We start from the raw sequence: 19895 nt of genomic DNA, 5'->3' as shown, positions 1-19895 counted from the left end.
TGCCAATGAGCAGATATGTACTGGACAAGGTTGCCCTTGCTTTTCCGTTGCTGATCGTTATTTCGTTTTTGGCTTTTGGACTGAATCATCTATCCCCCGTTGAACCAGCCGAGGCCGTCCTGCACGCGCAGGGCGTGCCCCAAATAACGGAAGCGCTAATTGCCGAAACCAAAGAAAAGCTCGGATTGAACGCGCCTTTTCTGATCCGGTATGGCAACTGGCTGCTTGCTAGCCTGCAGTTTGATTTCGGTAGCTCCTATGTGACCGGCTTGCCGGTCTGGTCCCAGCTTGGACCGGCTTTTCTCAATACGTTGAAGCTGACTTTGGTTTCAATGGCCGCCATCGTTGTTTTGTCCGTTGCGCTTGGCGTTGGCTCAGCCTTAAGGGAAGGCCGGATGCTGGATAAAAGCATTCGAGGGACTGCCTTTTTATTGACCTCCATGCCGCCTTATTGGCTGGCAACGCTTATGGTCTGGTATTTTTCCGTAAAACTGGATTTGCTGCCGACCAGCGGCATGGACTCCTGGCAAAGCTACGTCCTGCCGGTAGCCGTCATTACAATCAGCTTTGCCGGCGTTTATTTCCGCGTGATCAGGAGCTCTATGTTGAGCAATATGAATGAAGACTATGTGCTGTATGCAAGAGCAAACGGCTTGCCGGAGTCGAGAGTCACCAAACACATTCTTCGCAACTCGCTGCAAGTCGCCGTATCCGTGTTCGGCATGGCGATTCCTATCATTTTGGGCAGCACGGTTGTTGTGGAAAATCTGTTTGCCTGGCCGGGACTGGGTTCGCTTAGCGTCAGAGCCATTCTGAGCCGCGATTATCCCGTCATTCAGGCCTACGTGCTGATTCTCGCCGTCACCTTTGTTATTTTTAATACGCTGTCGGACCTCGTAAATGCCGCAATGAATCCCAAATTAAGGATGGATCGCTGAATGAAGCTTCTACATATACTGGGCCGCGATAAATGGGCTGCCGCCTGCTGCGCCTTTTTAGCGTCTGTCATTGCGGCCGGCATTTTTGCTCCCTGGGTTGCGCCGCATCATCCTGCCGAGGTTCATATGGAGCTTCGTTTTGCAGGACCTTCCTGGACCTACTGGCTGGGCAATGATCACTTGGGACGCTGCGTCTTGTCCCGATTGATATACGGCATTCGCCCCAGCGTGCTTTGGGTGCTGGCCGCATTGGCCGCATCGGTTGGCATCGGCGCGATAGCAGGTTTTGCCGCCGGATATTTTAGGGGAAAAACCGATATGCTGCTGATGCGCTTATGCGATGTCATGCTTTCTTTTCCAGGCTATGTCATGACCTTGGCGGTCATCGGCATTATGGGGGCCGGGCTGGAAAATATATTAGTTGCGTTTGTGCTGATGAAATGGGCCTGGTTTGCGCGCATCATCCGAACATCCGTTATGCAATATTGCGATTGTGACTATGTCCGTTTTTCCAAAATGCTTGGCGTTCCCGGAACCGCCATTATGACCAAACATATCTTGCCCGTTTCGCTGCCGGATATCGCCGTTGTGGCCAGCAGCTCTTTTGGCTCCATGATTCTGCAAATATCGGGTTTTTCTTTTCTGGGACTCGGCATTCAAGCTCCCAACGCGGAATGGGGCATGATGCTGAACGAAGCGAGAAGCGTCATGTTCTCCAAGCCGGAGCTGATGCTGGCGCCAGGTATCGCCATCGTCCTTGTTGTGTCCGCCGTCAACTTTCTATCGGATGGTCTTCAGCGTATGCTGGACCCCAAGCTAATGAGCTCCCGCCCCCTTGGACAAAAACGGGGTACCACCATTCCGGCACGGTTAAAAGAACGGGAGGTGGCGTAGCGGCATGAAAGATTTGGTCGTATCGAAGCTGCGAATTTCGGACAGCCGTTCCGGCGCCACTTTGGTTTCCAATAGCTCTTTTACGATTCCGGAAGGCAAATGTCTTGCCATCGCGGGAGAAAGCGGCAGCGGCAAATCGTTGACTTGCCGGGCGATTATGCGTCTGAACAAGGCCGGGCTGCGCCAATCCGGCGACATTTTGCTGGGCGATGTCAATCTGACCGCCCTTACGGAAAAGGAGATGCGCCGGCGACGAGGCTCGCAGCTTTGCATGATCTTACAAAACGGCATGCGTGCTTTTGACCCCTCCTTCAGGATTGGCGACTTTTTGCGGGAAACGCTGAGTTGGCATTATGGCTGGGGCCGGAGCGACATGATGAGTAAAATGGCAAAAGCAATGGCGGCCGTCAAGCTGAATGACCCCCTCCGCATCATGAACAGCTACCCTCATCAGCTATCGGGCGGAATGCTGCAGCGGACAATGATCGCCCTCGCAATCGTGCTGGAGCCGGATGTTGTCATTGCCGATGAACCAACGACGGCGCTCGACACGCTTTCACAATATGAGGTTTTGCAGCAATTTGCCCTGCTCCGGGAAAGGATCGGCTGTGCCATGCTTTTTGTTTCCCATGATTTGGGCTGCGTCAAAAAACTCGCGGACGAAGTCATCATTATGAGGAACGGCGTCATTGTTGAAAAAGGTGCCTCTGGCGACATTTTTAATGCCCCGCGCCATGAGTATACCCGCTATCTCGTAACGTCCAAAGATTCGGTGAACCAGCATTTCCGGGATTTAATGGGAGGCGATAGCTTTGTTCACCATTGACAGCGTGTATAAATCGTATCGCAGCGGCGGCTTCTTTTCGGGAAAACGCCACTCCGTTCTTTCGGACATCAGCTTTCAGTGGGCGCCGGGCGAATGCCTTGGCATTATCGGAGAAAGCGGCAGCGGCAAATCCACGTTGGGAAGACTTCTGCTGGGTATTCAAAAGCCGGATGCGGGGAGCATTTTGTGGAACGGCAAAGCCATTACCGACCGTAAAAATCGCAGTGGCGTCATCAGCGCCGTATTTCAGGACTACACGTCCTCCATCAACCCTTTTTATACCGTGGAAAAAGCGCTGCTGGAGCCTCTTCTCCATACCGGAAAAAGCGGCAAACCTCCCTACCCCATATTGGATACTCTGCTGGAGCAGGTTGGACTAGAGAGTTCCTACCGGAGCAAATACCCACATGAGCTTTCCGGAGGGGAGGCGCAGCGGGTATGCATCGCACGAGCACTGTCCACGGAACCGCAATGCATTCTGTTTGATGAAGCCATCAGCTCGCTGGACGGTTCGGTGCAAATGCAAATCCTGGAGCTGCTAAAAGGACTCGCCTCAAAGCGCCGGATGGGCTTTATTTTTATTACGCACGATATCGGCGCCGCCGCCTATCTGTGCAGCCGGCTGATGATTATGCAAAGCGGCGAAATTAAGGAAATCGTAGACACCGATCAATTGCGGTCGGTCAAGACAGCTTATGCCAAAAAGCTGCTGAACGGCGTTATTTTGTAATGCTCTGCGAGTCGGCATCCTTAAGCCATTCCTAAGCTGAACCTGCGTCCAAACAGACAAAGTCGCTAGCAGAAATTCAGCAATATCCAATTTTAATAGAAGGAGTTTTAGAATTGAAAGGAGCTTTAGCGTGGCCGTTTTTGCGGCTGTATGTATTAACGTTGTTTTATTTTGGTGCCAACTCCATTCTGAATGTCCTGCTGCCGCTTAAAGGCGCGGCTCTTGGAGCCAGCAATACGACGATTGGACTTGTAATGGGCGCTTACCTGTTTACCACGATGCTCATTCGCCCTTGGGCCGGGATGATTATTCAAGCCCATGGCTCCGTTAAGGTGCTGCGAATTATTCTGCTTCTGAATGGCGCGGCGCTGCTCATTTATACGTTCAGCGGTTTGGAGGGTTATTTTGCGGCGCGTATGCTCCAAGGGGTATGTACGGCGTTTTTTTCGATGGCCCTGCAGCTTGGCATTATAGACGCTTTGCCGGAGAAGGATCGTTCGCAAGGCATCTCCCTTTATTCGCTCTGCGCCTATTTGCCGGGCGTGATTGGCCCCCTGTTTGCAATCGGCATCTGGCAGGGCAACAGCGGGTATTCTTTTACAGCAGCTATGGTGGTTATTGCCGTTCTGACTGCCAGTACAGGAATTAGCGTAAAATTGGAACAGAGAACCACGCCGCCTCCCAATCGCGATAAGACAGGTGAATCCGAGGACGGCAAAGCCGAAAAGCTGAATCATGCCAGCAATCCGGTCAATTCTGCCAGTACCCGAGATCCCGCCGGTACCGGCAAGCCGGTTACAGCCATTTTACAATCCTATGCCTTGATGGTTAGTAATCGTCATTTATTCAAATGCAGCGTGCTGATGTTGACGGCTTCTGTTGTATTCGGCGCCGCCACAACCTTTGTTCCGCTTTATGCCGGAGAGGTGCCCGGCGGCGGCAGCGCTATTTTCCTTATGCTTCAGGCAAGCGCCATCGTTGCATCCCGTTTTTTTCTGCGCAAGCATATCCCTTCCGACGGCAAGTGGCACTCCAAATTTGTTATGACGATTATGCTTATGCTGACCGCGGCTGCGCTGGCCGTCAGCTATGCTTCCACAGGCGGCATTATGTTTTTCTACAGCGGCGCCGTGTTAATGGGGACCGCGCAGGCTCTTTTGTACCCCGCTTTAACAAGTTATCTGACCTTCGTGCTGCCGGGGGAGAGCCGCAATGTTTTGCTGGGCCTGTTTATTGCAACCGCGGATTTAGGAGCTTCGCTCGGGGGCATCGTGATGGGGCCGGTTTCGGATCTTTCCTCCTATTCTGTCATGTACGGCGTTTGTGCGGTTTTAGCGGGAGCCATGATTGTGTTTGGTTATTCCCGCCGTCCTCAAGTTCAAGCTTCCTGAGAAAAAAGGGTTGTCCGCTAGCAGCTTTTGCGCTGTAGACGGACAACCCATTTTAATGAGGATACGGTTTTTTGGTGGCTTGCGCCGATCCTTGCTTAATTGTAGCTGATGCCATGTGCTGCCAGAACATCCTTCAGCATCATGTATACATCGCCGTTGGTCAAGCTTTCTTGATTTTTGATTGCAGCGATGGTTTCGTCTTTCACCCAGCCGCCTGTCTTCAGGAATTCAAGCGCCGTTTCAGGCGTTGCTTCCGTATTCATCGACAGCGCCAGAGTATAAGCTGCTTGCTGCAAGGTTAGCGGTGTTTTGGCAGCTTCATCGTCAGTCATGTTTTCCGTTGCTTTGGTGACGGGATTAGGAAATACCGTCTTGTGAGCTTTGGCGGATCCGTTTATATTGTATTGCATTCTTCTTGGATTGGACTCCGCGTCCAATTGAAAGTCATTTGTGTATCCGCTTTGCGCAATCCCCATACTGGCGGCAGCCTTCAAGCCTTCATAAGCGGGGTGGCTCATAAAATCATACATAGGCACCGCAGGAGGATTCAGATCCATACCTTGATCAGTCAGACGTTTCTGCAGCTCTGTGATCAGAGTTTCGGAAGCCGACAGTTCACGCAGTGTAATGCCTTCTTCCTGGGCCAGCTTGACGGCTGCTCCAGCCGCTTGCGCCGTTGCCATGCCTAACGGCACAACGCGCGCGCTTCCGTGAGGAAGCGTATCGAAGCTTGCCGCGCGCCCAACGACCAGCAGGCCGTCCAACGTTTGCGGCACCAGCGTGCCAAAAGGCACTCCATATTGATGCGGCGCCATGACGACGGCTCCCCGATCCGTTTTGGCGGAGGAAGTGCTTTGAATATCAACCGGGTACGAGCCAAAAGCAATATCGTCCCAATGGCGGCGCTGCTCCAGCAGATCAACCATGGATAGACGGTATTCACCGATCAAGTGGCGTGTTTCGCGCACATAAAGCTCTGGCGCAAGCTCGCCTAATTCAACCGGTTCAAGCTCCGGGTACAGAGATTTCATGTGCTCCACCATCAGAGGAATTTCCTTGCGCGCAATTTCGTAAGCTTCGTCGATCGAAGCTTGGTCGAACGGATCGACTCCAAAAATTTGCACCGCATTGATCAAAATGGATTCATCATTTTGGCGTCCAAGATTCAGGCCGCGCGTACGGATGCGCTCTGGATTGGTAGGTTCATAATCCCACATTTCCTTATAGCCCCAGCCGCTTTCGTCATTGGCGCCGGTACCGGGATCATCATCGCCGTTCAGCGTCTTTTTGATGCCGTCCCAAACCTTCTGCGTTACGCCTGTCAGCTTGTACACAGGGGTAACTGCCATGAGCAGCTTATCGTCACCGATATCCTCGCGGCCAAACGTAAATTCCGCCCCTGCTTCCGCAGCGATATCGGCATCTTGAGTCGCGTCAATCAGAGACGGCGCTCCAATCGAAAGCTCCGTGCCGTCAGCGGCAATGGCCTTAATGCCTTTTACCGTGAGGGCTCCGTTTATCGTTTCGACTACGGGTTTAATTTCCTTCATGCCCAGCTTAACATCGATATTTTCTTCGTTTTCCACCAATTCATGGAATGCATTGGCAGCCGTTGTAATGTCAAAGGAATCACCTTCGATTTTGTCGAACCATTCCTTGAATATGCCTTTATTGTAATAGTCCTTGCCATCCGGCATCCGGTTCATGTCAAGACTGTTCAGCCAGCCTTGCGTAAACAAGCCGCCAAGCACTTCACGGCCTTTGCCGTCAATCAACAGCGTTTTCAAACCGTTGCGCGACGCCGATACGGCTGCCGCAACGCCTTCAGGATCTGTTCCCACAACGATTACATCATAAGACTCGCTCAACACCTCGGTTTGGGGCAGTTCTTTCACTTCTGTTGCGGGTTCTTTTATTTCTTTCCCCTTGTCCTTTCCTAACCCCACATAAAACAAACCGGCAATCACAATCAGCAAAAGTCCAAACGACAATCCAATAGCAAGCTTCCTGTCCTTCATTGTTTTCGCATACACTCCTTTTCCAGTTTGCATCCCAACTATTATAGACTAGTATTGGATACAGCTCAACTTTTGATAGATTCGCCAAGTTATAGTATAGCGTCATTCCCATGCCTATATCGAAAAAAAGACTTAACTTTTTCTGAAAATATACATTCTAATCCTAAGGAGACAGTACAAACGAATAACAGAGTTTCACCCCGGTTGAAATCAAGCACTGATTATTAGGTCTAACCAAAAAAACCTTCTGAAGGCATTTTTAGGATGCCTTCAGAAGGTTTGGCTAAACCATGATTAAGACTGGTAAAATTAATCAACTATGAAGCTGCAACATGACGAGCGGTTTTTGCGACGCTAAGGCTCTTTGTATACTAAATTGCCTCTTGCGCGCTGGACAGCCACTTGTGTGCTAAACTGCCCCTTGCACGCTGCATGGCCGGTACATAATTAAGGCGCCGTTTCCAGAAACTTCGCGGTAGGGTTTTTATCGATAGCTGTGCGCATCGCGTATTCGTTTTCGAACAAAACAACATAGTTGTCTTTTTTGTCCTTCACGAGCGTTGAGTTGATGCGGAACTTGGATGGATCGAGCTTATCGTCGATAATCCACCTGGCAAACTGGAACGTCATGCGATGGAGTTGAATATCAACGCCGTATTCCGCCTTCATCCGATGCTCGAACACCTCAAATTGCAGATGGCCGACAACGCCAAGAATCGTTTCGTCAAAATTGCCAGTGGAATAGAACACCTGAATTGTGCCCTCCTCAGTCAACTGGTCCAAGCCCTTTTGATATTGCTTGTGCTTCAGGGCGTTTTTCACCGTTACCTTGGCGAAAATTTCAGGCGAAAACGTTGGCAGCTCGTCAAAAACGATTTCGCTGCCTTGCGATAAGGAATCTCCGATCCGGAAAATGCCTGGATCAAACAAGCCGATTATATCGCCCGGATATGCCGTTTCAACGATATCGCGGTCTTGAGCTAGAAACTGCTGAGGCTGCGAAAGCTTAATGTCTTTTTTGCCCCGAATATGACGAACGCTCATGCCGCGTTCAAAACGTCCCGAGCAAATGCGCAGAAACGCGATGCGGTCGCGATGCGCCGGATTCATGTTCGCCTGGATTTTGAAGACGTAGCCGCTGAACTTTTCGCCGGTAGGATCAATTGGTCCGCTCAGGCTGTTGCGCGGCGTTGGCTTTGGCGCCAGCTGCAGGAAGTTTTCCAGAAACGTTTGTACGCCGAAGTTATTGACGGCACTGCCGAAAAAGATCGGTGTCAGTTCGCCGGCTTGCACCTTTTCATAATCAAAAGGATCGCCTGCCACGTCAAGCAGCTCCAAATCGGAGATCAGCTGATCCGTCAAATAATCACCGGCCATCTCACGAATGATGGGATCGTTATAATCCCCTACTTTGCGCACTTCGATTGTGGAGTGGTCATTCCCTTGGAACAACTCCACCTGTGATTTCATGCGATCGTAAACGCCGCTAAGCTCGCGGCCCATGCCGATAGGCCAGTTCATTGGAACGGAGCGAATGCCCAGTACCTGCTCCAGCTCTTCCATCAGATCAAACGGGCTTTTGCCCTCGCGGTCCAGCTTGTTGATAAACGTAAAAATCGGTATGCCGCGTTTGCGGCAAACCTGAAACAGCTTGATCGTTTGCGCTTCCACGCCTTTTGCAACGTCGATCAACATAACCGCGCTGTCCGCGGCCGTCAAGGTACGGAAGGTATCCTCGGAGAAGTCCTGGTGACCAGGCGTATCCAGAATGTTGACGCGATGGCCCAGGTAGTCGAATTGCATCACCGATGATGTGACGGAGATGCCCCGCTGCTTCTCGATTTCCATCCAGTCGGACGTTGCGTGGCGGCTTGCTTTCCGCGCTTTAACGGAGCCGGCAAGCCGAATGGCCCCTCCAAATAGGAGGAGCTTTTCGGTCAGGGTTGTTTTCCCTGCGTCAGGGTGGGAAATGATCGCAAAGGTGCGTCTTTTGTCCACTTCCTGTTTTATTTCTTCATTTAATGATTGATTCATCCTTGACTTCCCTTCACAAAAACCGGACATTTTAAACCTTTATTCATTAGCTTACATTCATTTAACCGATTATCTGCGGCTGTTGGTGATCCAGATAACGTTGTCTTCCTCTTGGCCGTTTACGGGCCACCAATGGAAGCCGTCTTCGCTCAGCAGATTTTCTGCCTTTTGAGGTCCCCACGAGCCGGCCGGGTAATATTGCAGATCGCCTTTTTCTTCACGCCATGCTTGGGCGATGCGATCAACAAATTCCCATGCGTGGGAAACTTCATCCCAACGGGTAAAGTATGTGGAATCGCCGCGCGCCGCATCATGAATCAATCGCTCATAAGCTTCCGGCGTATTAATGCCGATCTGGCAACTTTGGCAAAACTCCATGTTTACCGGTTGGACAGAATTGTCGGAGCCAGGTTTTTTGGCGTTTATTTTAATATATATGCCTTCCATCGGGTTAACGCGAATAACAAGCAGGTTTGGCGACAAATCATGCTTTTGCGCAAACAGTACGTTTTCCGGCATCGATTTGAATTCTACCACAACCTCCGTCGATTTGACAGGGAGACGTTTGCCCGTGCGGATATAAAACGGAACGCCAGCCCAGCGGAAATTGTCCACAAATACTTTTGCCGCAAAATAAGTTTCCGTTGTGGATTCGGAATCGACGGACTCCTCCTCACGGTAGCCAGGCAGTTGTTTTTCTCCGGAGGAGCCGGCTGTGTATTGTCCACGAACAACATGCTCGCGCACTTCGTCGCTGGATTGATAGCCGCGCAACGAACGAAGCACCTTAACCTTCTCGTCGCGGATATCTTCGCCATGCAGACGGCTAGGCGGCTCCATTGAAATCATCGTGAGCATCTGCAGCATGTGGTTTTGCACCATATCGCGCAGGGCGCCGGACTTGTCGTAATAGCCGCCGCGCTCTTCTACGCCTACCGTCTCGGAGAGCGTAATCTGAACGTTGGCGATATGTTTATTATTCCAAAGCGGCTCGAAAAAGGCGTTCGCAAATCGGATTACCTGAATGTTTTGCACCATTTCCTTGCCCAGATAGTGGTCGATGCGGAAAATTTCTTCTTCCTTAAAGACCTGGTTAAGCTGCTCGTTCAGCTTTTGCGCCGAAGGCAGGTCGTAGCCAAACGGCTTTTCGATAACGAGCCGATTCCAGCCCGCGGACTCCAGAAGCCCGCCGTCGCGCAAGTTAAAGGAAACGGGACCAAACAGCGATGGAGCCAGCGCCAGATAGAACAGGCGATTGCCGGGAATATTGAATTTCCGGTCAAGCTCCGAAGACAACGAATTCAGTTCACGGAAGCCGTCAACGTTATTGATGTCCAGCGACATATAGACGAAGTGCTCCTGGAACTTGTTCCAAAGCTCTGCGTCGTCCGCGCGATAGCGGCAAAACTCATTGATGGATTCGTACAGGTCGGAGCGGAACTGCTCGTTCGTGCGCGGACGGCGCGCCAAACCGACAACGGCAAAATTTTCAGACAGTTTGCCTTCTTTATATAAACTGAACAAAGCCGGGAACAGTTTGCGCCGCGCCAGATCGCCTGTTGCTCCGAAGAGATAATAAACAGCGCCTTCCGGTGAAATGGAATCGGGAATAGTATTGTAAGTCATATACTCCTCATTCTTTCTATATATAGTTTAGGCATTGCATTGTCATGTTATGTAGTGTATCATATTCAATTCCAATTCGCCATTAATCGACCCATAAAAAATACTGATAAGCAATACAAGTTCTACTGATTGGAAAAGTGGCGTTTAGTCACCATTTTGTGCGGTTTTTGCGGCATCGGTTCCACTGAAGTCTCCCGAAATAAGGGGGACGCCAATCGTCAGCTCGACCGAGTCGCTCTCCGTATAATTATGCTCCGATACTTGGAGATTGGCGCTGCGCCGCCCGCCCAGCCCCGCAGCATGTCGCAATTTGCCCGAAAACATCGTTGCGCTGAATGTTCCTTCTTCGTTGTAAACTTCCAGGTTTTCCGCCAAAGCCAGTCTCTGCAGGCTTTGCGCCGCTCCCTCTGTCCGCGTGAATCCGTGAACCTTGAAGCTTGTTCCGACAATGGCGACTCTGCTCTCTATTTTCTCCGCAAGCCTTGAGGCCGCAGTCAAAAGCGAATCCGGCGTTGCTTCCCCTCCGGCCTGTCCCGAATGCTCCAGCAGCAAAACAAGCCTGATTTTCCCGTCTTCGAAGCCCGCATCATGAATCGTAATGGCAACATCGCTGAACTCCGGAGAGGTAACTGTTGCGGAACGCCCTTCATTCCGGACAACCGTAGCCCCCATCCCGCTAGCGCCGCCAGCAAACCATTCCGAAGCCAGCCGCCTGGCAATTCCCGTCGTTTCGCCAAAAGCTAAACCGGAATCACCCGTTCCTTGTTTTGCGGTTTCATAATCAGTACCCGACATCTCCGCATCAACCCGGATGCTCCAGTCAGCGTTTGCGGCTCCGCCCTCCAATAAGCCGTCGCTCCAGTCCCAGAGCAGCCTCATATCATGCTCGACCGCTTTTATGGGGGACACAGGTGCAGCAACATCCCTGTTCATGAAAAAGCCTAGAACCAGCAATCCAGCCAAAAGAAGGCCAGCAACCCCCGCTCCGCGCAAAGCTTTGTTCCGTCGATCCATGTTTGCGACAGACCGGGGCGAAGCCGCGCCGCGATACAAGCCAGCGATAGAACCCATCTCCGGATTTCCCGGCCTGGAAGGTGCTGTTTTCCTTTTTTTGCTCTTGCCCTTTGGTTCCGGTTTCAAAAAAAATCGCGGTGGTATATACATAATAAACCCCTCCCGTGTCTGCTTTCGTACACATTCGCCCGCAGATGAATACAATGGGTGCATGCAGCATAAGAAAGGTGGCAGGCAGGAATGGAACAAATTTATCCTTTAAATGAAGATATCATCGCCCGTTATTGCGGGTTGCCCGTTTGCGCCGTTATGAAAAGCGGCATCCGTTACGTTGGCACGCTGGCGACAAGCCGCGCAAGCGCCATTCAACTGGATATCGGGTTTGGTTCGCCTTACAATCCAGGCAATTCCCGGCTGAATCATTATCCCGGGCACTTTGGCAATGCCGACATCAGCACAGACGGACAAAATCAGGAACATGATGCCAATACCAACGAACACCAAAGAACAACTGAATCCAGCGCTCCAATCACGCAAAAGAAGAAAAAAAGAGTAAAGGCGTCCACAAAATCCTCTACTACTAAGTACGCGAAAAAAGTCTCCAATCCTGCTGCGCGGGAAAAAAACGAGGAAAATAGCGGCCTTATTACGTTGAATCTGGATGAGATTTTATTTCTTGTCCGAATTGTCTAATGTGGAGCAGCGCAGTGAAACACTGCGCTGCATCTCCTTCCAACTTTACATACAGAAGCATTCGACAACATGTTTCGACAACATAATCGTTCGTTATAACGTATAATCACTAATGAAACCTAACCACTCAATCAGGAGGTGCCTTATGTCCTCTTATATTCGATCTATTAGAAGCATTGAAAGAAGCCCGCATTATTCACCGATTCAGCCCGTGAACCGGTATGCCCAGTTTAACGCCGTGCGCGAAGCCGCCGATGGCGGTAGAATTGCACCAACTGAAGGATGGGACAAGGGGTATGCGGAAGCTGCCGGCGGCGCGGCGGAATGGCTGGCGCTCAGCAAAAGAGCCGTGAAGCAATTAACGGAAATGCAGCGCGACTTGGGTGGCAGAGAAGGCATCCAGCATCCCGGCGAGGTTGCTGGACAATTGCAGCGTTTATCGGCCAGCATCGCCGAATGGGAAAGCGCTTATGCAAGACAACGTACTTTTTTGCGGGAGGAAATATGGGAAGTCATGGAGCTTGCCCTTCGCCATCCGGCGGTAAAAAAACTGGGGCTGCACCATAGCGCGCGTTCTGGAGATTCTGCGGAACGAACCGAATTATTGTCCGATACAGAGGGGCTCAAGCGGCTGCTGCTGGGGGCGGACGGCCTTTTGAACGAGCTTAAAACCGCTTTATCCTACGCCGAGCAGCAATATCCGGTTGATCTGCTGAAGGTTCCGTTTCATGCCGCATATCCCTATGCCCTGTATTATGGAGCATCTCAATCCTATTGGCCGCTTCCGCTGCGGGGAGTCGTACTCAATAAATCTATTTAACATCAGGCGTCATACACGCCCTAGCTCAGATGATACGGCGTGGCCGTCTTGTTTTTCCCGGTTCGTTTGGCGGTATAAAGCAAGCTGTCGGCCGCTTCGAACAAGCTCTCCTTACTCTCATCCGGCGACCAGCTTTTTAAGCCGATGCTTACCGTTACAGCTTTGCCGCCAAGCTCCTTATGTTTCGTAAAAGACAGCTCTCGGCGCAGCCTCTCCATCTTGTCATACGCTTCCGTAAAGGTTTGATCAAATAGCAGAAGGGCAAATTCTTCTCCCCCGTAACGGGCCGGAATGTCGATGGGAGACATATGCGCGCGAATTAAATCGGACACTCTTGCCAACATCAGGTCGCCTGTCTGATGTCCAAAGGTGTCGTTGATCTGCTTGAAGTTATCGATATCGACAATCGCTAGATGGAAGGGCGTTTCCTGGCCGGCATATTGAATGGCATGTTCAAAAAACTCGTGGAAGGAAATATGATTAAACAGCTTTGTCAACGCATCCGTTTTGGAACGCTGCTGCATTATTGTGTTTTCAATCATCAGTGCTTGTTTGGCAAGCAGCATTTCGCGCAAATCACTGGCCAGCTCCCGCCCTCTCAAAATAATAAACAGAGAGATTATTGTAGCCATCATCAGAAATAACGGGTAGGCGATCAGGTCAAAATGGGTTGTATAGCTTCGGAAGCTGGCATTGCAATAATACAAACCAGCAAAAGCGGCTAACTGAAGGGCTGCCGTCATCAATGTAAGCTTGATACGGTAAAAAGTAGTCGAGGCCAAAATAGGAAGAAGCATAATTGCAACGATAATTCGAATATCCGTGTTTACATCGATAATAACGACCGACACCATCGTGCCGCATGAAAAAATGGCATAAAATCCCCATCGCCGGGATAATTTCATGACCAGATGCGAAGCTCCATTAATCGCAGCCATCAGAAGTGTCGGGTATGCCAATACGTGAAGGTAAAACTCCTTTGCCGATGCTTCGTACGGTAAAAACAGATAAGCTCCCAGCTGAGCCAAAAAATGAACCAGAATAACGAGCCAGTATATGCGCATGTACCAGTTCATCCACTTCGCTTGTCTCTGCTGCTCCTGCTCCGTCATTAACACGGAATGTTTCGATCTCAACAAGTTTCACCTCAGAATTATACGTATATACCGACACACATTATAGCATATCCTTGTCGAACCTTGACATACCCCCGCAAAAGTTAGGTTGCCGGTTAGGCAACAAGGTATCTTTCCTCCCTCCTTGCAGCATTCTCGCTCCCCCTATATAGTTAAGAAAAGAGCTGCGCAGGCAGCCGAACTTCTGTAGTGGAGGAACGCCGAAATGACGGATCGAGACATCATAATCCCATTGCATCAAACGGGCAGCCGGGGGCAAACACCCGCGGTTTTTCAGGTTGTCGGCTACAAAAAAACCGGCAAAACCACGATGGTCTGCCGGTTGACGGAATTATTAAAACAGGCCGGATTTACGGTTGGCACGATTAAACACGATGCCCATGAATTCGAGATGGACAAGCCAGCTACGGACACCTGGCTCCATCAATCCGCCGGGGCGGACATAACGGCTATCGTCTCTTCGACACGTACCGCCATTCTAAAACGAAACCCGGATTCCCTTGAATCGCTGCTGCAGAACATGCCAAATTGCGATTATGTGATACTTGAGGGCTTTAAACAAGCGGACTATCCCAAACTTATTATGCTGCGTCGCGAGGAGGACGCCTCATTACTCTTGTCCTCGTCAAATCCGCTAGCCTACATTATTTGGCCCGATATCCCTGTGGACGGCCCATTGGCAGAAGCTTTAAACACGTCTCGCCAATCGTCAGTACCAAGGTTTAACAGAGATGACCATCACGCCATTTTGGCATTTATTCAGCAATCCCTTGCTTGTGCGCATAAATAGCCGCCTGGGTGCGATCATCCACATGGAGCTTGTTAAAGATGTTGGTAATGTGGAACTTGACCGTTTTGACGCCAATAAACAATTCATCGGCTATTTCCTGATTGGATTTGCCCTGCGCCAAATGCTTCAGCACATCCATCTCGCGTTCCGTCAAATCGTCATGCAGCGGCGCTTGCGTCTGCTGCTTGGGCTGGCGGAAGCGATTCATCATTTTGGCGGCCACCTGGGATTCCAGCACCGACTGCCCCCGGGCCGCCGCACGGATTGCCTCTGCGATTTCATTGGCCCGCGATGTTTTCAACAAATAACTGAAGGCTCCCGCTTCGATAACGGGGTACAGTTTGCTGTCGTCTATATAGCTGGTCAGCACGATCACCTTGCAGTCGGGATGCTGCTGGAGCAGCTTGGCCGTTGTTTCCACGCCATCCATCCCGTCCATAACCAAATCCATGAGGACCACATCCGGCTTATAGGACAATGCAAGCCTGATGCCTTCGTGGCCGTTGCTTGCTTCTCCCACCACTTCGATTCCGTCCTCCGTATCCAGCACGGCCGCAAGGCCGATACGCACCATCTCATGATCATCCACAAGCAATACCTTAATTGGTTTCTCCACCGTTCTCCCCCTCTTTTCGCCTGTCTATCGGGCTAATGCGCTAAAGGCTCCACCGGCACCCACAAATGTATGGTTGTGCCTTCACCCAGCTGGGTAATGACCTGCAGTCCTCCGCCAAGCTCCGTAACCCGTTCCTCCATCGTCAGCAAGCCGTAAGAGGATTGCTTTTTCGCTTCCAGATCAAAACCGATACCGCTGTCCTGAAGCGTCATATGCACCTTATGATCGAGACGGAACAGCTTGATCGACATGCTCTCCGCCTTGGAATGCCTGAGCGTATTGGATAATGCCTCTTGCGCGATCCGGAACAAGTGGTCCTCCGAAGCTGCCGGCAAAACAATGGATTCGTCAACCTCCAACTGAATCGCCATGGGAACTTTTTGTTTTAGTTCCTCAACAAGCAAAGTCAGCGCTTGGCCCAAATTTTTCCCATCCAGATGAACCGGTCGCAAATGCAGCAGCAGCGCTCTCATTTCCGATTGAGCGACTGCGGCCATTTCCTCGATAAGCTGCACCTGGCGTTTTGCCCGCTCCCAGTCGCGCTCGATTGTGCGGCTGACAGCGGTAGCCGTCATCGAAATCGCGAACAGCTGCTGGCTGACCGCGTCATGAAGCTCGCGAGCCAGTCGCTGCCTCTCTTCGATAACAGCGGTAAACTTCACCTTCTCCGTCCATTCGGGGTCGCTTTGCAGACTTTGATCCGCCATATTTTCGCTTTCTTCGCCCGCTTCCAGCGTAACCGGATAATATCGTTTACGCTGCTGCTCCGTCAAACGTTTCAGTGACTGCTTCAGCTTGGAATTTTGCAGATACCCCTTAAGCGTAGCAGCAGCAAGCGCCATGCCTGCCAGAGCAAGGCCGGTCACGGCCCAGGTTCCCTTTAATGGTATCCAGTTTATAATATTCAGGCCTTGCAGCACAATAACGCTAATACTCACAATAAGAAAAAGCCATAAAAGAGTCTCCACCCTGTTGCGCGTGCTGGCTTCCTCTGCCGGGTTGCCTTCGTTCCGCTTTTCTTGCTTGTCCCGATCCTCCGCGCTCATGCATCCAGCTCCTTATGTATCCGGTCCGCATCAGACAAGCTGCGGACCGCTATCCTTCTCTGCAAATGAAAGAGCAGACCGGTAGCCGGTCCGCCACTTTCATTTCGTTTTTTTGTAGTGAAGGGAATGACGGTATTATTGTTCTTCCGAACCATCCTTGACTTCCGGCGCAGGGGCAGGGGACGTGCCGCCAAGCTTGCTTTTAAGCGCCTGCAATTGCTCGTCAACCTTCATACGCTTCTCCAGATCAGCCGTGCTGACGGGAGCTGCCGAACCGCTTCTGCCGTATCCGCCGTATGGCGTGCGGAGCACATCGGCTTCCGCTTCCAGCTGCATGATTTTTTCTTCCATGCGATTGAAGCCTCTTGCCGCAGTGCCGCTGTCAATCGTGTTCGTCGTGCTCAGCTGAGCCATTTGCTTTTGCGCCTTGGCTACTTGAGCACGGGATGCCAGCTCATTGCGCTTGTTGCGCAGCTGGTAGAATTCTTCCTTCATGCCGTGCAGCTGATTCATAAGCTCGCCGGCTTGATCCTTTGCACTAGCGTGAAGCTCCAGGTATTCCGTGATCTTTTGGTCAAAATAAAGCTTTTCCTCCAGCAGTTTGCGAGCCAGCTCTTCCTGGTCGGCGCGGATTGCCGCTTCCGCTTTGGATTCGCGGTCTGCCGAATTACGGACAGCATCGTCGAGGCGCTGCTTCAAGCGGCGCTCGTTGGCCATTTGCTTCGCGACCGTTACCTCAGCCTGATGAATTTCCGATTCCATATCGCGCAAATACTGATTAAGCATAACTACCGGATCTTCCAGTTTATCCAATACCTCGTTCACCGATGCCTTCGTCATGTCTTTCATTCTTTTAAAGATTCCCATATTATGATTCTCCCTTCTCGTATTTAGCCATTTTTGCTTTCAGTTCTTCAATTTCGCGTCTTAGCGCTTTTTTCTCAAGATCATCCATCATCGTATCGAAATCCGCATTTGCGGGAGGAGGCGTCTGAGGGTTAGGACGGGCAGTCCAGTTGCCGTTACCCGCAGATCCAGCAGGCGGCGGCGGTGCGCCAAAGCCTTGGCTGCGTGGGTCGAAGCCGCCGGGAGCGCCTCCTTGCCCGAATCCGCCCGGGTGGCCCGGGTTGCCGAAGCCGCCATGACCGCCGTGCCCTCCATAACCTCCGCCGTATCCTCCGGGGCCGTGTCCGCCGTAAATCGGCGGTTCCTTCGGCACAACCATGCCTGCAATCAAGTAAATGAGTATCACCGTTCCACTTGTCAGAACTGTTATGACGATCAGCAATATCCGAATGAGCGTAGCGTCTACATTCAACATTTGGCTTAAGCCGCCGCAAAGTCCTAATATTTTTTTGTCGCGTCTGGAACGATAGAGTGTTTTCAAGACGACCATCCTTCCTTCTCAAGCTTTCGCTTCAATTCCGTAAGCTCGCGTTCGATTACTGCCTTAACGGAATTTTCAGCTCCGCCGTTATATTCCTGCCCCATGCGCCGAACATCGCGCAGACTGCGCGCTTCATGCTCCAGATCCGAAATCCGGTCTTCCATCCGGCGGAACATGGAGCCGGGATTGCCTCCATTTTCGGAAAAGCTTCCCGCCGCTCTGTGATTCAAACGCTGCTGAAGACGAAGCGACTCCATTCTTGCCTGGTAATATTCACGCTTGTCATACACCATCTGGTATTCGCTGCGCATTTCCCTCAGCTGCTCTTCCAAATCCACTGTGTTCTGGCGGCTTTGTTCGTACAAGTCGCGGTATTGCGCGGAACGCTCCTCGAAGCTTGTTTTCTCGTGCAGAGCGATCCGGGCCAGGTTTTCTTCTCCCGCTTTGAGCGCCGTCATCGCTTGCTGCTCCCTGCGCTCCTTTTGCCCTTCGGCTTGCAGCCACTGGCTTCTGAGATGGTTGCTGTGTCCCGCATATTGCTGGTACAGCTTTTCTGCTTCTATAATATCTTCCCGGGTTGCCCACAGGAACTGATCGATCATGCGAACCGGGTCTTCCGCTTTTTCCAGCCGTTCATTTAATGTAGCTACTGTAATGTCTCGAATGCGACGCACGATACTCATCCCATCATCCTCCTTCTATCAATAACTTCTTCTGCTGCCGCTGCTTTTGAACAACGAGATGCCAATTACGATCAGGCCTACCGCAACGATCAGCATCAGCAGACCGCCAAGCTTGCCCAGCAACATAAATCCGCCGATCGCGGCCAAAGTGCCGCCGATCCATTTCTTGCCGTTCACCCAACCCAATATGCCAAAACCGATCAGAATAAAGGGAAGCAACAGGCCGAACACGGCTCCAAAATTAATGTTGAAGAACTTCAGCGCCGCCAACCCGCCAACCAGAACAAGCAGCGCGCCTAATGTCGTTTTTCCATTCATAGTCAATTTCCGCTCCTTTCTTCTATTAGAATTTATTCATTTTCACTCTCATGCAAGCTTTCGTGCCGCTTGCTTATGTACTTAGTATAGATCACTCAAACCGTTGGCAAAACGGACTTTCGGCGGTTTTTGAACTGGACTTAGGTCGAGCAGCGTACCAGTCTCCAGGGGCAGAGATGGCTTGGCACCCATATTTTACAGCTTAAAACGGCTCCAAAGCCTGTGTTAGGGTGTAGGTATCAACCAGGAGGTGCATACCATGAAATCCAGTCTGATCAAAAAAACGATAGCCGCAAGCGTCGTCGCGACCGCAGTGCTGACCTCAGGCGTTATCCCTCTTCCGGCGGGAATTGGCTCTCATATAGCTTCAGCAGCGTCATCTTCATCGAAAATCGAATCGGTGATTAGTCTCGGCGCCAAGTATAGAGGCACGCCTTATGAATTCGGCTCCAATCGCAGCACGACAACAACCTTCGACTGCTCTGATTTTGTGAAGCATATATTCAAAAAAGCGGCGGGCATTTCGATTCCGGGCTCGTCGGCCACACAGGCCTCATACGTTAAAAAGAATTCTACCGTAAAAACAAGCTGGTCAAGCCTAAAACGCGGCGATTTGGTTTTCTTTATGTCCTACAAAGGCTCAAGTAAATCCAGCTATGCCGCGTTGACTAAATCCAAGCAAAAGGTTACGCACGTTGCACTGTATCTCGGTGACGGCAAAATCCTGCACACGTATTCCAAAAAAAGCGGCGGCGTTCGCGTCGATTCCATCAAGGGAACCCAATGGGAATACCGCATGATTTTTGGCGGCAGCGTACTGTAGAAGGTTGCTTGCCGAAATTGCACTAATGGTCTGACGCTAAGAAATCAAACGCCCCGTCATATCCCGTTGGCACAACAGGCCGCTACGGATAGACGGGGCGTTTGCCGCTTGA

20 protein-coding genes are annotated in these 19895 nt (G+C 51.2%); 9 read left to right on the top strand and 11 right to left on the bottom strand.

Translation table 11 applies throughout. The features are described from left to right. Nucleotides 1–5 precede the first annotated feature (5 nt). The 5 genes from opp1B to cntE all read left to right on the top strand — a co-directional run bounded on the left by opp1B (nucleotide 6) and on the right by cntE (nucleotide 4779). On the top strand, nucleotides 6–938 hold the full coding sequence (gene opp1B / locus ACX93W_RS11300) for a nickel/cobalt ABC transporter permease (RefSeq protein ID WP_459392476.1): 933 nt from the start codon (nucleotides 6–8) through the stop codon (nucleotides 936–938). Next, complete coding sequence (cntC, locus tag ACX93W_RS11295) at nucleotides 939–1832, top strand: staphylopine uptake ABC transporter permease subunit CntC (protein WP_459392475.1); 894 nt, start codon at nucleotides 939–941, stop codon at nucleotides 1830–1832. Nucleotides 1833–1836: 4 nt separating this feature from the next. After that, nucleotides 1837–2658: a staphylopine uptake ABC transporter ATP-binding protein CntD gene (gene cntD, locus ACX93W_RS11290; protein WP_459392474.1), complete on the top strand. Its 822-nt coding sequence runs from the start codon at nucleotides 1837–1839 to the stop codon at nucleotides 2656–2658. Continuing rightward, nucleotides 2645–3388 (top strand): ABC transporter ATP-binding protein, encoded by a 744-nt coding sequence (locus ACX93W_RS11285; protein WP_459392473.1) that lies wholly within the window; start codon nucleotides 2645–2647, stop codon nucleotides 3386–3388. The genes cntD and ACX93W_RS11285 overlap by 14 nt, the downstream gene beginning before the upstream one ends. 113 nt (nucleotides 3389–3501) lie before the next feature. Further along, the gene (cntE, locus tag ACX93W_RS11280; RefSeq protein ID WP_459392472.1) at nucleotides 3502–4779 is read left to right on the top strand and encodes a staphylopine family metallophore export MFS transporter CntE; all 1278 of its coding nucleotides are present in this window, start codon (nucleotides 3502–3504) and stop codon (nucleotides 4777–4779) included. 95 nt (nucleotides 4780–4874) lie between these two features. Here the strand turns inward: cntE and ACX93W_RS11275 are convergent, their stop codons facing one another. The 4 genes from ACX93W_RS11275 to ACX93W_RS11260 all read right to left on the bottom strand — a co-directional run bounded on the left by ACX93W_RS11275 (nucleotide 4875) and on the right by ACX93W_RS11260 (nucleotide 11621). After that, on the bottom strand, nucleotides 4875–6797 hold the full coding sequence (locus ACX93W_RS11275; RefSeq protein ID WP_459392471.1) for an FAD-dependent oxidoreductase: 1923 nt from the start codon (nucleotides 6795–6797) through the stop codon (nucleotides 4875–4877). Nucleotides 6798–7244: 447 nt separating this feature from the next. Continuing rightward, nucleotides 7245–8831 carry a peptide chain release factor 3 gene (locus ACX93W_RS11270; protein ID WP_459392470.1) on the bottom strand — a complete coding sequence of 529 codons (1587 nt, stop codon included), beginning with the start codon at nucleotides 8829–8831 and terminating at the stop codon, nucleotides 7245–7247. Between the two features lie 69 nt (nucleotides 8832–8900). Further along, nucleotides 8901–10457 (bottom strand): glucose-6-phosphate dehydrogenase, encoded by a 1557-nt coding sequence (gene zwf, locus ACX93W_RS11265; protein ID WP_459392469.1) that lies wholly within the window; start codon nucleotides 10455–10457, stop codon nucleotides 8901–8903. A 144-nt stretch (nucleotides 10458–10601) separates the two neighbouring features. Then, complete coding sequence (locus ACX93W_RS11260; protein WP_459392468.1) at nucleotides 10602–11621, bottom strand: hypothetical protein; 1020 nt, start codon at nucleotides 11619–11621, stop codon at nucleotides 10602–10604. A gap of 90 nt (nucleotides 11622–11711) precedes the next feature. Here ACX93W_RS11260 and ACX93W_RS11255 point away from each other — a divergent pair, with 90 nt between their 5' ends. Continuing rightward, entirely contained in the window at nucleotides 11712–12164 is a 453-nt protein-coding gene (locus ACX93W_RS11255) for a hypothetical protein (RefSeq protein WP_459392467.1), read from the top strand. A 145-nt stretch (nucleotides 12165–12309) separates the two neighbouring features. After that, nucleotides 12310–12984 carry a hypothetical protein gene (locus ACX93W_RS11250; protein WP_459392466.1) on the top strand — a complete coding sequence of 225 codons (675 nt, stop codon included), beginning with the start codon at nucleotides 12310–12312 and terminating at the stop codon, nucleotides 12982–12984. A 20-nt stretch (nucleotides 12985–13004) separates the two neighbouring features. Here ACX93W_RS11250 and ACX93W_RS11245 read toward each other — a convergent pair whose 3' ends face one another. Then, nucleotides 13005–14120, bottom strand: a complete 1116-nt coding sequence (locus ACX93W_RS11245; RefSeq protein WP_459392465.1) for a GGDEF domain-containing protein — start codon at nucleotides 14118–14120, stop codon at nucleotides 13005–13007. A 205-nt stretch (nucleotides 14121–14325) separates the two neighbouring features. Between ACX93W_RS11245 and mobB the strand changes: the two genes are divergently transcribed. After that, on the top strand, nucleotides 14326–14910 hold the full coding sequence (mobB, locus tag ACX93W_RS11240; RefSeq protein WP_459392464.1) for a molybdopterin-guanine dinucleotide biosynthesis protein B: 585 nt from the start codon (nucleotides 14326–14328) through the stop codon (nucleotides 14908–14910). Here mobB and ACX93W_RS11235 read toward each other — a convergent pair. The 6 genes from ACX93W_RS11235 to ACX93W_RS11210 all read right to left on the bottom strand — a co-directional run bounded on the left by ACX93W_RS11235 (nucleotide 14876) and on the right by ACX93W_RS11210 (nucleotide 18960). Then, entirely contained in the window at nucleotides 14876–15526 is a 651-nt protein-coding gene (locus tag ACX93W_RS11235) for a response regulator transcription factor (protein WP_459392463.1), read from the bottom strand. The genes mobB and ACX93W_RS11235 overlap by 35 nt on opposite strands. A gap of 32 nt (nucleotides 15527–15558) precedes the next feature. Further along, complete coding sequence (locus ACX93W_RS11230; protein ID WP_459392462.1) at nucleotides 15559–16572, bottom strand: sensor histidine kinase; 1014 nt, start codon at nucleotides 16570–16572, stop codon at nucleotides 15559–15561. A gap of 135 nt (nucleotides 16573–16707) precedes the next feature. Then, entirely contained in the window at nucleotides 16708–17439 is a 732-nt protein-coding gene (locus ACX93W_RS11225) for a PspA/IM30 family protein (RefSeq protein WP_459392461.1), read from the bottom strand. Nucleotide 17440: 1 nt separating this feature from the next. Further along, nucleotides 17441–17968 (bottom strand): PspC domain-containing protein, encoded by a 528-nt coding sequence (locus ACX93W_RS11220; RefSeq protein ID WP_459392460.1) that lies wholly within the window; start codon nucleotides 17966–17968, stop codon nucleotides 17441–17443. Beyond that, nucleotides 17956–18642: a PspA/IM30 family protein gene (locus tag ACX93W_RS11215; RefSeq protein WP_459392459.1), complete on the bottom strand. Its 687-nt coding sequence runs from the start codon at nucleotides 18640–18642 to the stop codon at nucleotides 17956–17958. The genes ACX93W_RS11220 and ACX93W_RS11215 overlap by 13 nt, the downstream gene beginning before the upstream one ends. Nucleotides 18643–18660: 18 nt before the next feature. Continuing rightward, the gene (locus ACX93W_RS11210; protein WP_459392458.1) at nucleotides 18661–18960 is read right to left on the bottom strand and encodes a LiaF transmembrane domain-containing protein; all 300 of its coding nucleotides are present in this window, start codon (nucleotides 18958–18960) and stop codon (nucleotides 18661–18663) included. 259 nt (nucleotides 18961–19219) lie between these two features. Between ACX93W_RS11210 and ACX93W_RS11205 the strand changes: the two genes are divergently transcribed. Further along, entirely contained in the window at nucleotides 19220–19783 is a 564-nt protein-coding gene (locus ACX93W_RS11205; RefSeq protein ID WP_459392457.1) for a C40 family peptidase, read from the top strand. Nucleotides 19784–19895: the final 112 nt, after the last annotated feature.

It is taken from the genome of Paenibacillus sp. CAU 1782, from assembly GCF_054551715.1.
The sequence above is the reverse complement of the archived record's forward strand: the minus strand, read 5'-3'. Positions and strand labels throughout refer to the sequence as shown.

Excerpts from the sequence above, each read along its gene's own strand:
- opp1B (WP_459392476.1), top strand. The coding sequence starts at position 6 with ATGAGCAGATATGTACTGGACAAGGTTGCCCTTGCTTTTCCGTTGCTG.
- cntC (WP_459392475.1), top strand. The coding sequence starts at position 939 with ATGAAGCTTCTACATATACTGGGCCGCGATAAATGGGCTGCCGCCTGC.
- cntD (WP_459392474.1), top strand. The coding sequence starts at position 1,837 with ATGAAAGATTTGGTCGTATCGAAGCTGCGAATTTCGGACAGCCGTTCC.
- ACX93W_RS11275 (WP_459392471.1), bottom strand. The coding sequence starts at position 6,797 with ATGAAGGACAGGAAGCTTGCTATTGGATTGTCGTTTGGACTTTTGCTG.
- ACX93W_RS11270 (WP_459392470.1), bottom strand. The coding sequence starts at position 8,831 with ATGAATCAATCATTAAATGAAGAAATAAAACAGGAAGTGGACAAAAGA.
- zwf (WP_459392469.1), bottom strand. The coding sequence starts at position 10,457 with ATGACTTACAATACTATTCCCGATTCCATTTCACCGGAAGGCGCTGTT.
- ACX93W_RS11260 (WP_459392468.1), bottom strand. The coding sequence starts at position 11,621 with ATGTATATACCACCGCGATTTTTTTTGAAACCGGAACCAAAGGGCAAG.
- ACX93W_RS11255 (WP_459392467.1), top strand. The coding sequence starts at position 11,712 with ATGGAACAAATTTATCCTTTAAATGAAGATATCATCGCCCGTTATTGC.
- ACX93W_RS11250 (WP_459392466.1), top strand. The coding sequence starts at position 12,310 with ATGTCCTCTTATATTCGATCTATTAGAAGCATTGAAAGAAGCCCGCAT.
- mobB (WP_459392464.1), top strand. The coding sequence starts at position 14,326 with ATGACGGATCGAGACATCATAATCCCATTGCATCAAACGGGCAGCCGG.
- ACX93W_RS11230 (WP_459392462.1), bottom strand. The coding sequence starts at position 16,572 with ATGAGCGCGGAGGATCGGGACAAGCAAGAAAAGCGGAACGAAGGCAAC.
- ACX93W_RS11225 (WP_459392461.1), bottom strand. The coding sequence starts at position 17,439 with ATGGGAATCTTTAAAAGAATGAAAGACATGACGAAGGCATCGGTGAAC.
- ACX93W_RS11220 (WP_459392460.1), bottom strand. The coding sequence starts at position 17,968 with ATGGTCGTCTTGAAAACACTCTATCGTTCCAGACGCGACAAAAAAATA.
- ACX93W_RS11215 (WP_459392459.1), bottom strand. The coding sequence starts at position 18,642 with ATGAGTATCGTGCGTCGCATTCGAGACATTACAGTAGCTACATTAAAT.
- ACX93W_RS11210 (WP_459392458.1), bottom strand. The coding sequence starts at position 18,960 with ATGAATGGAAAAACGACATTAGGCGCGCTGCTTGTTCTGGTTGGCGGG.
- ACX93W_RS11205 (WP_459392457.1), top strand. The coding sequence starts at position 19,220 with ATGAAATCCAGTCTGATCAAAAAAACGATAGCCGCAAGCGTCGTCGCG.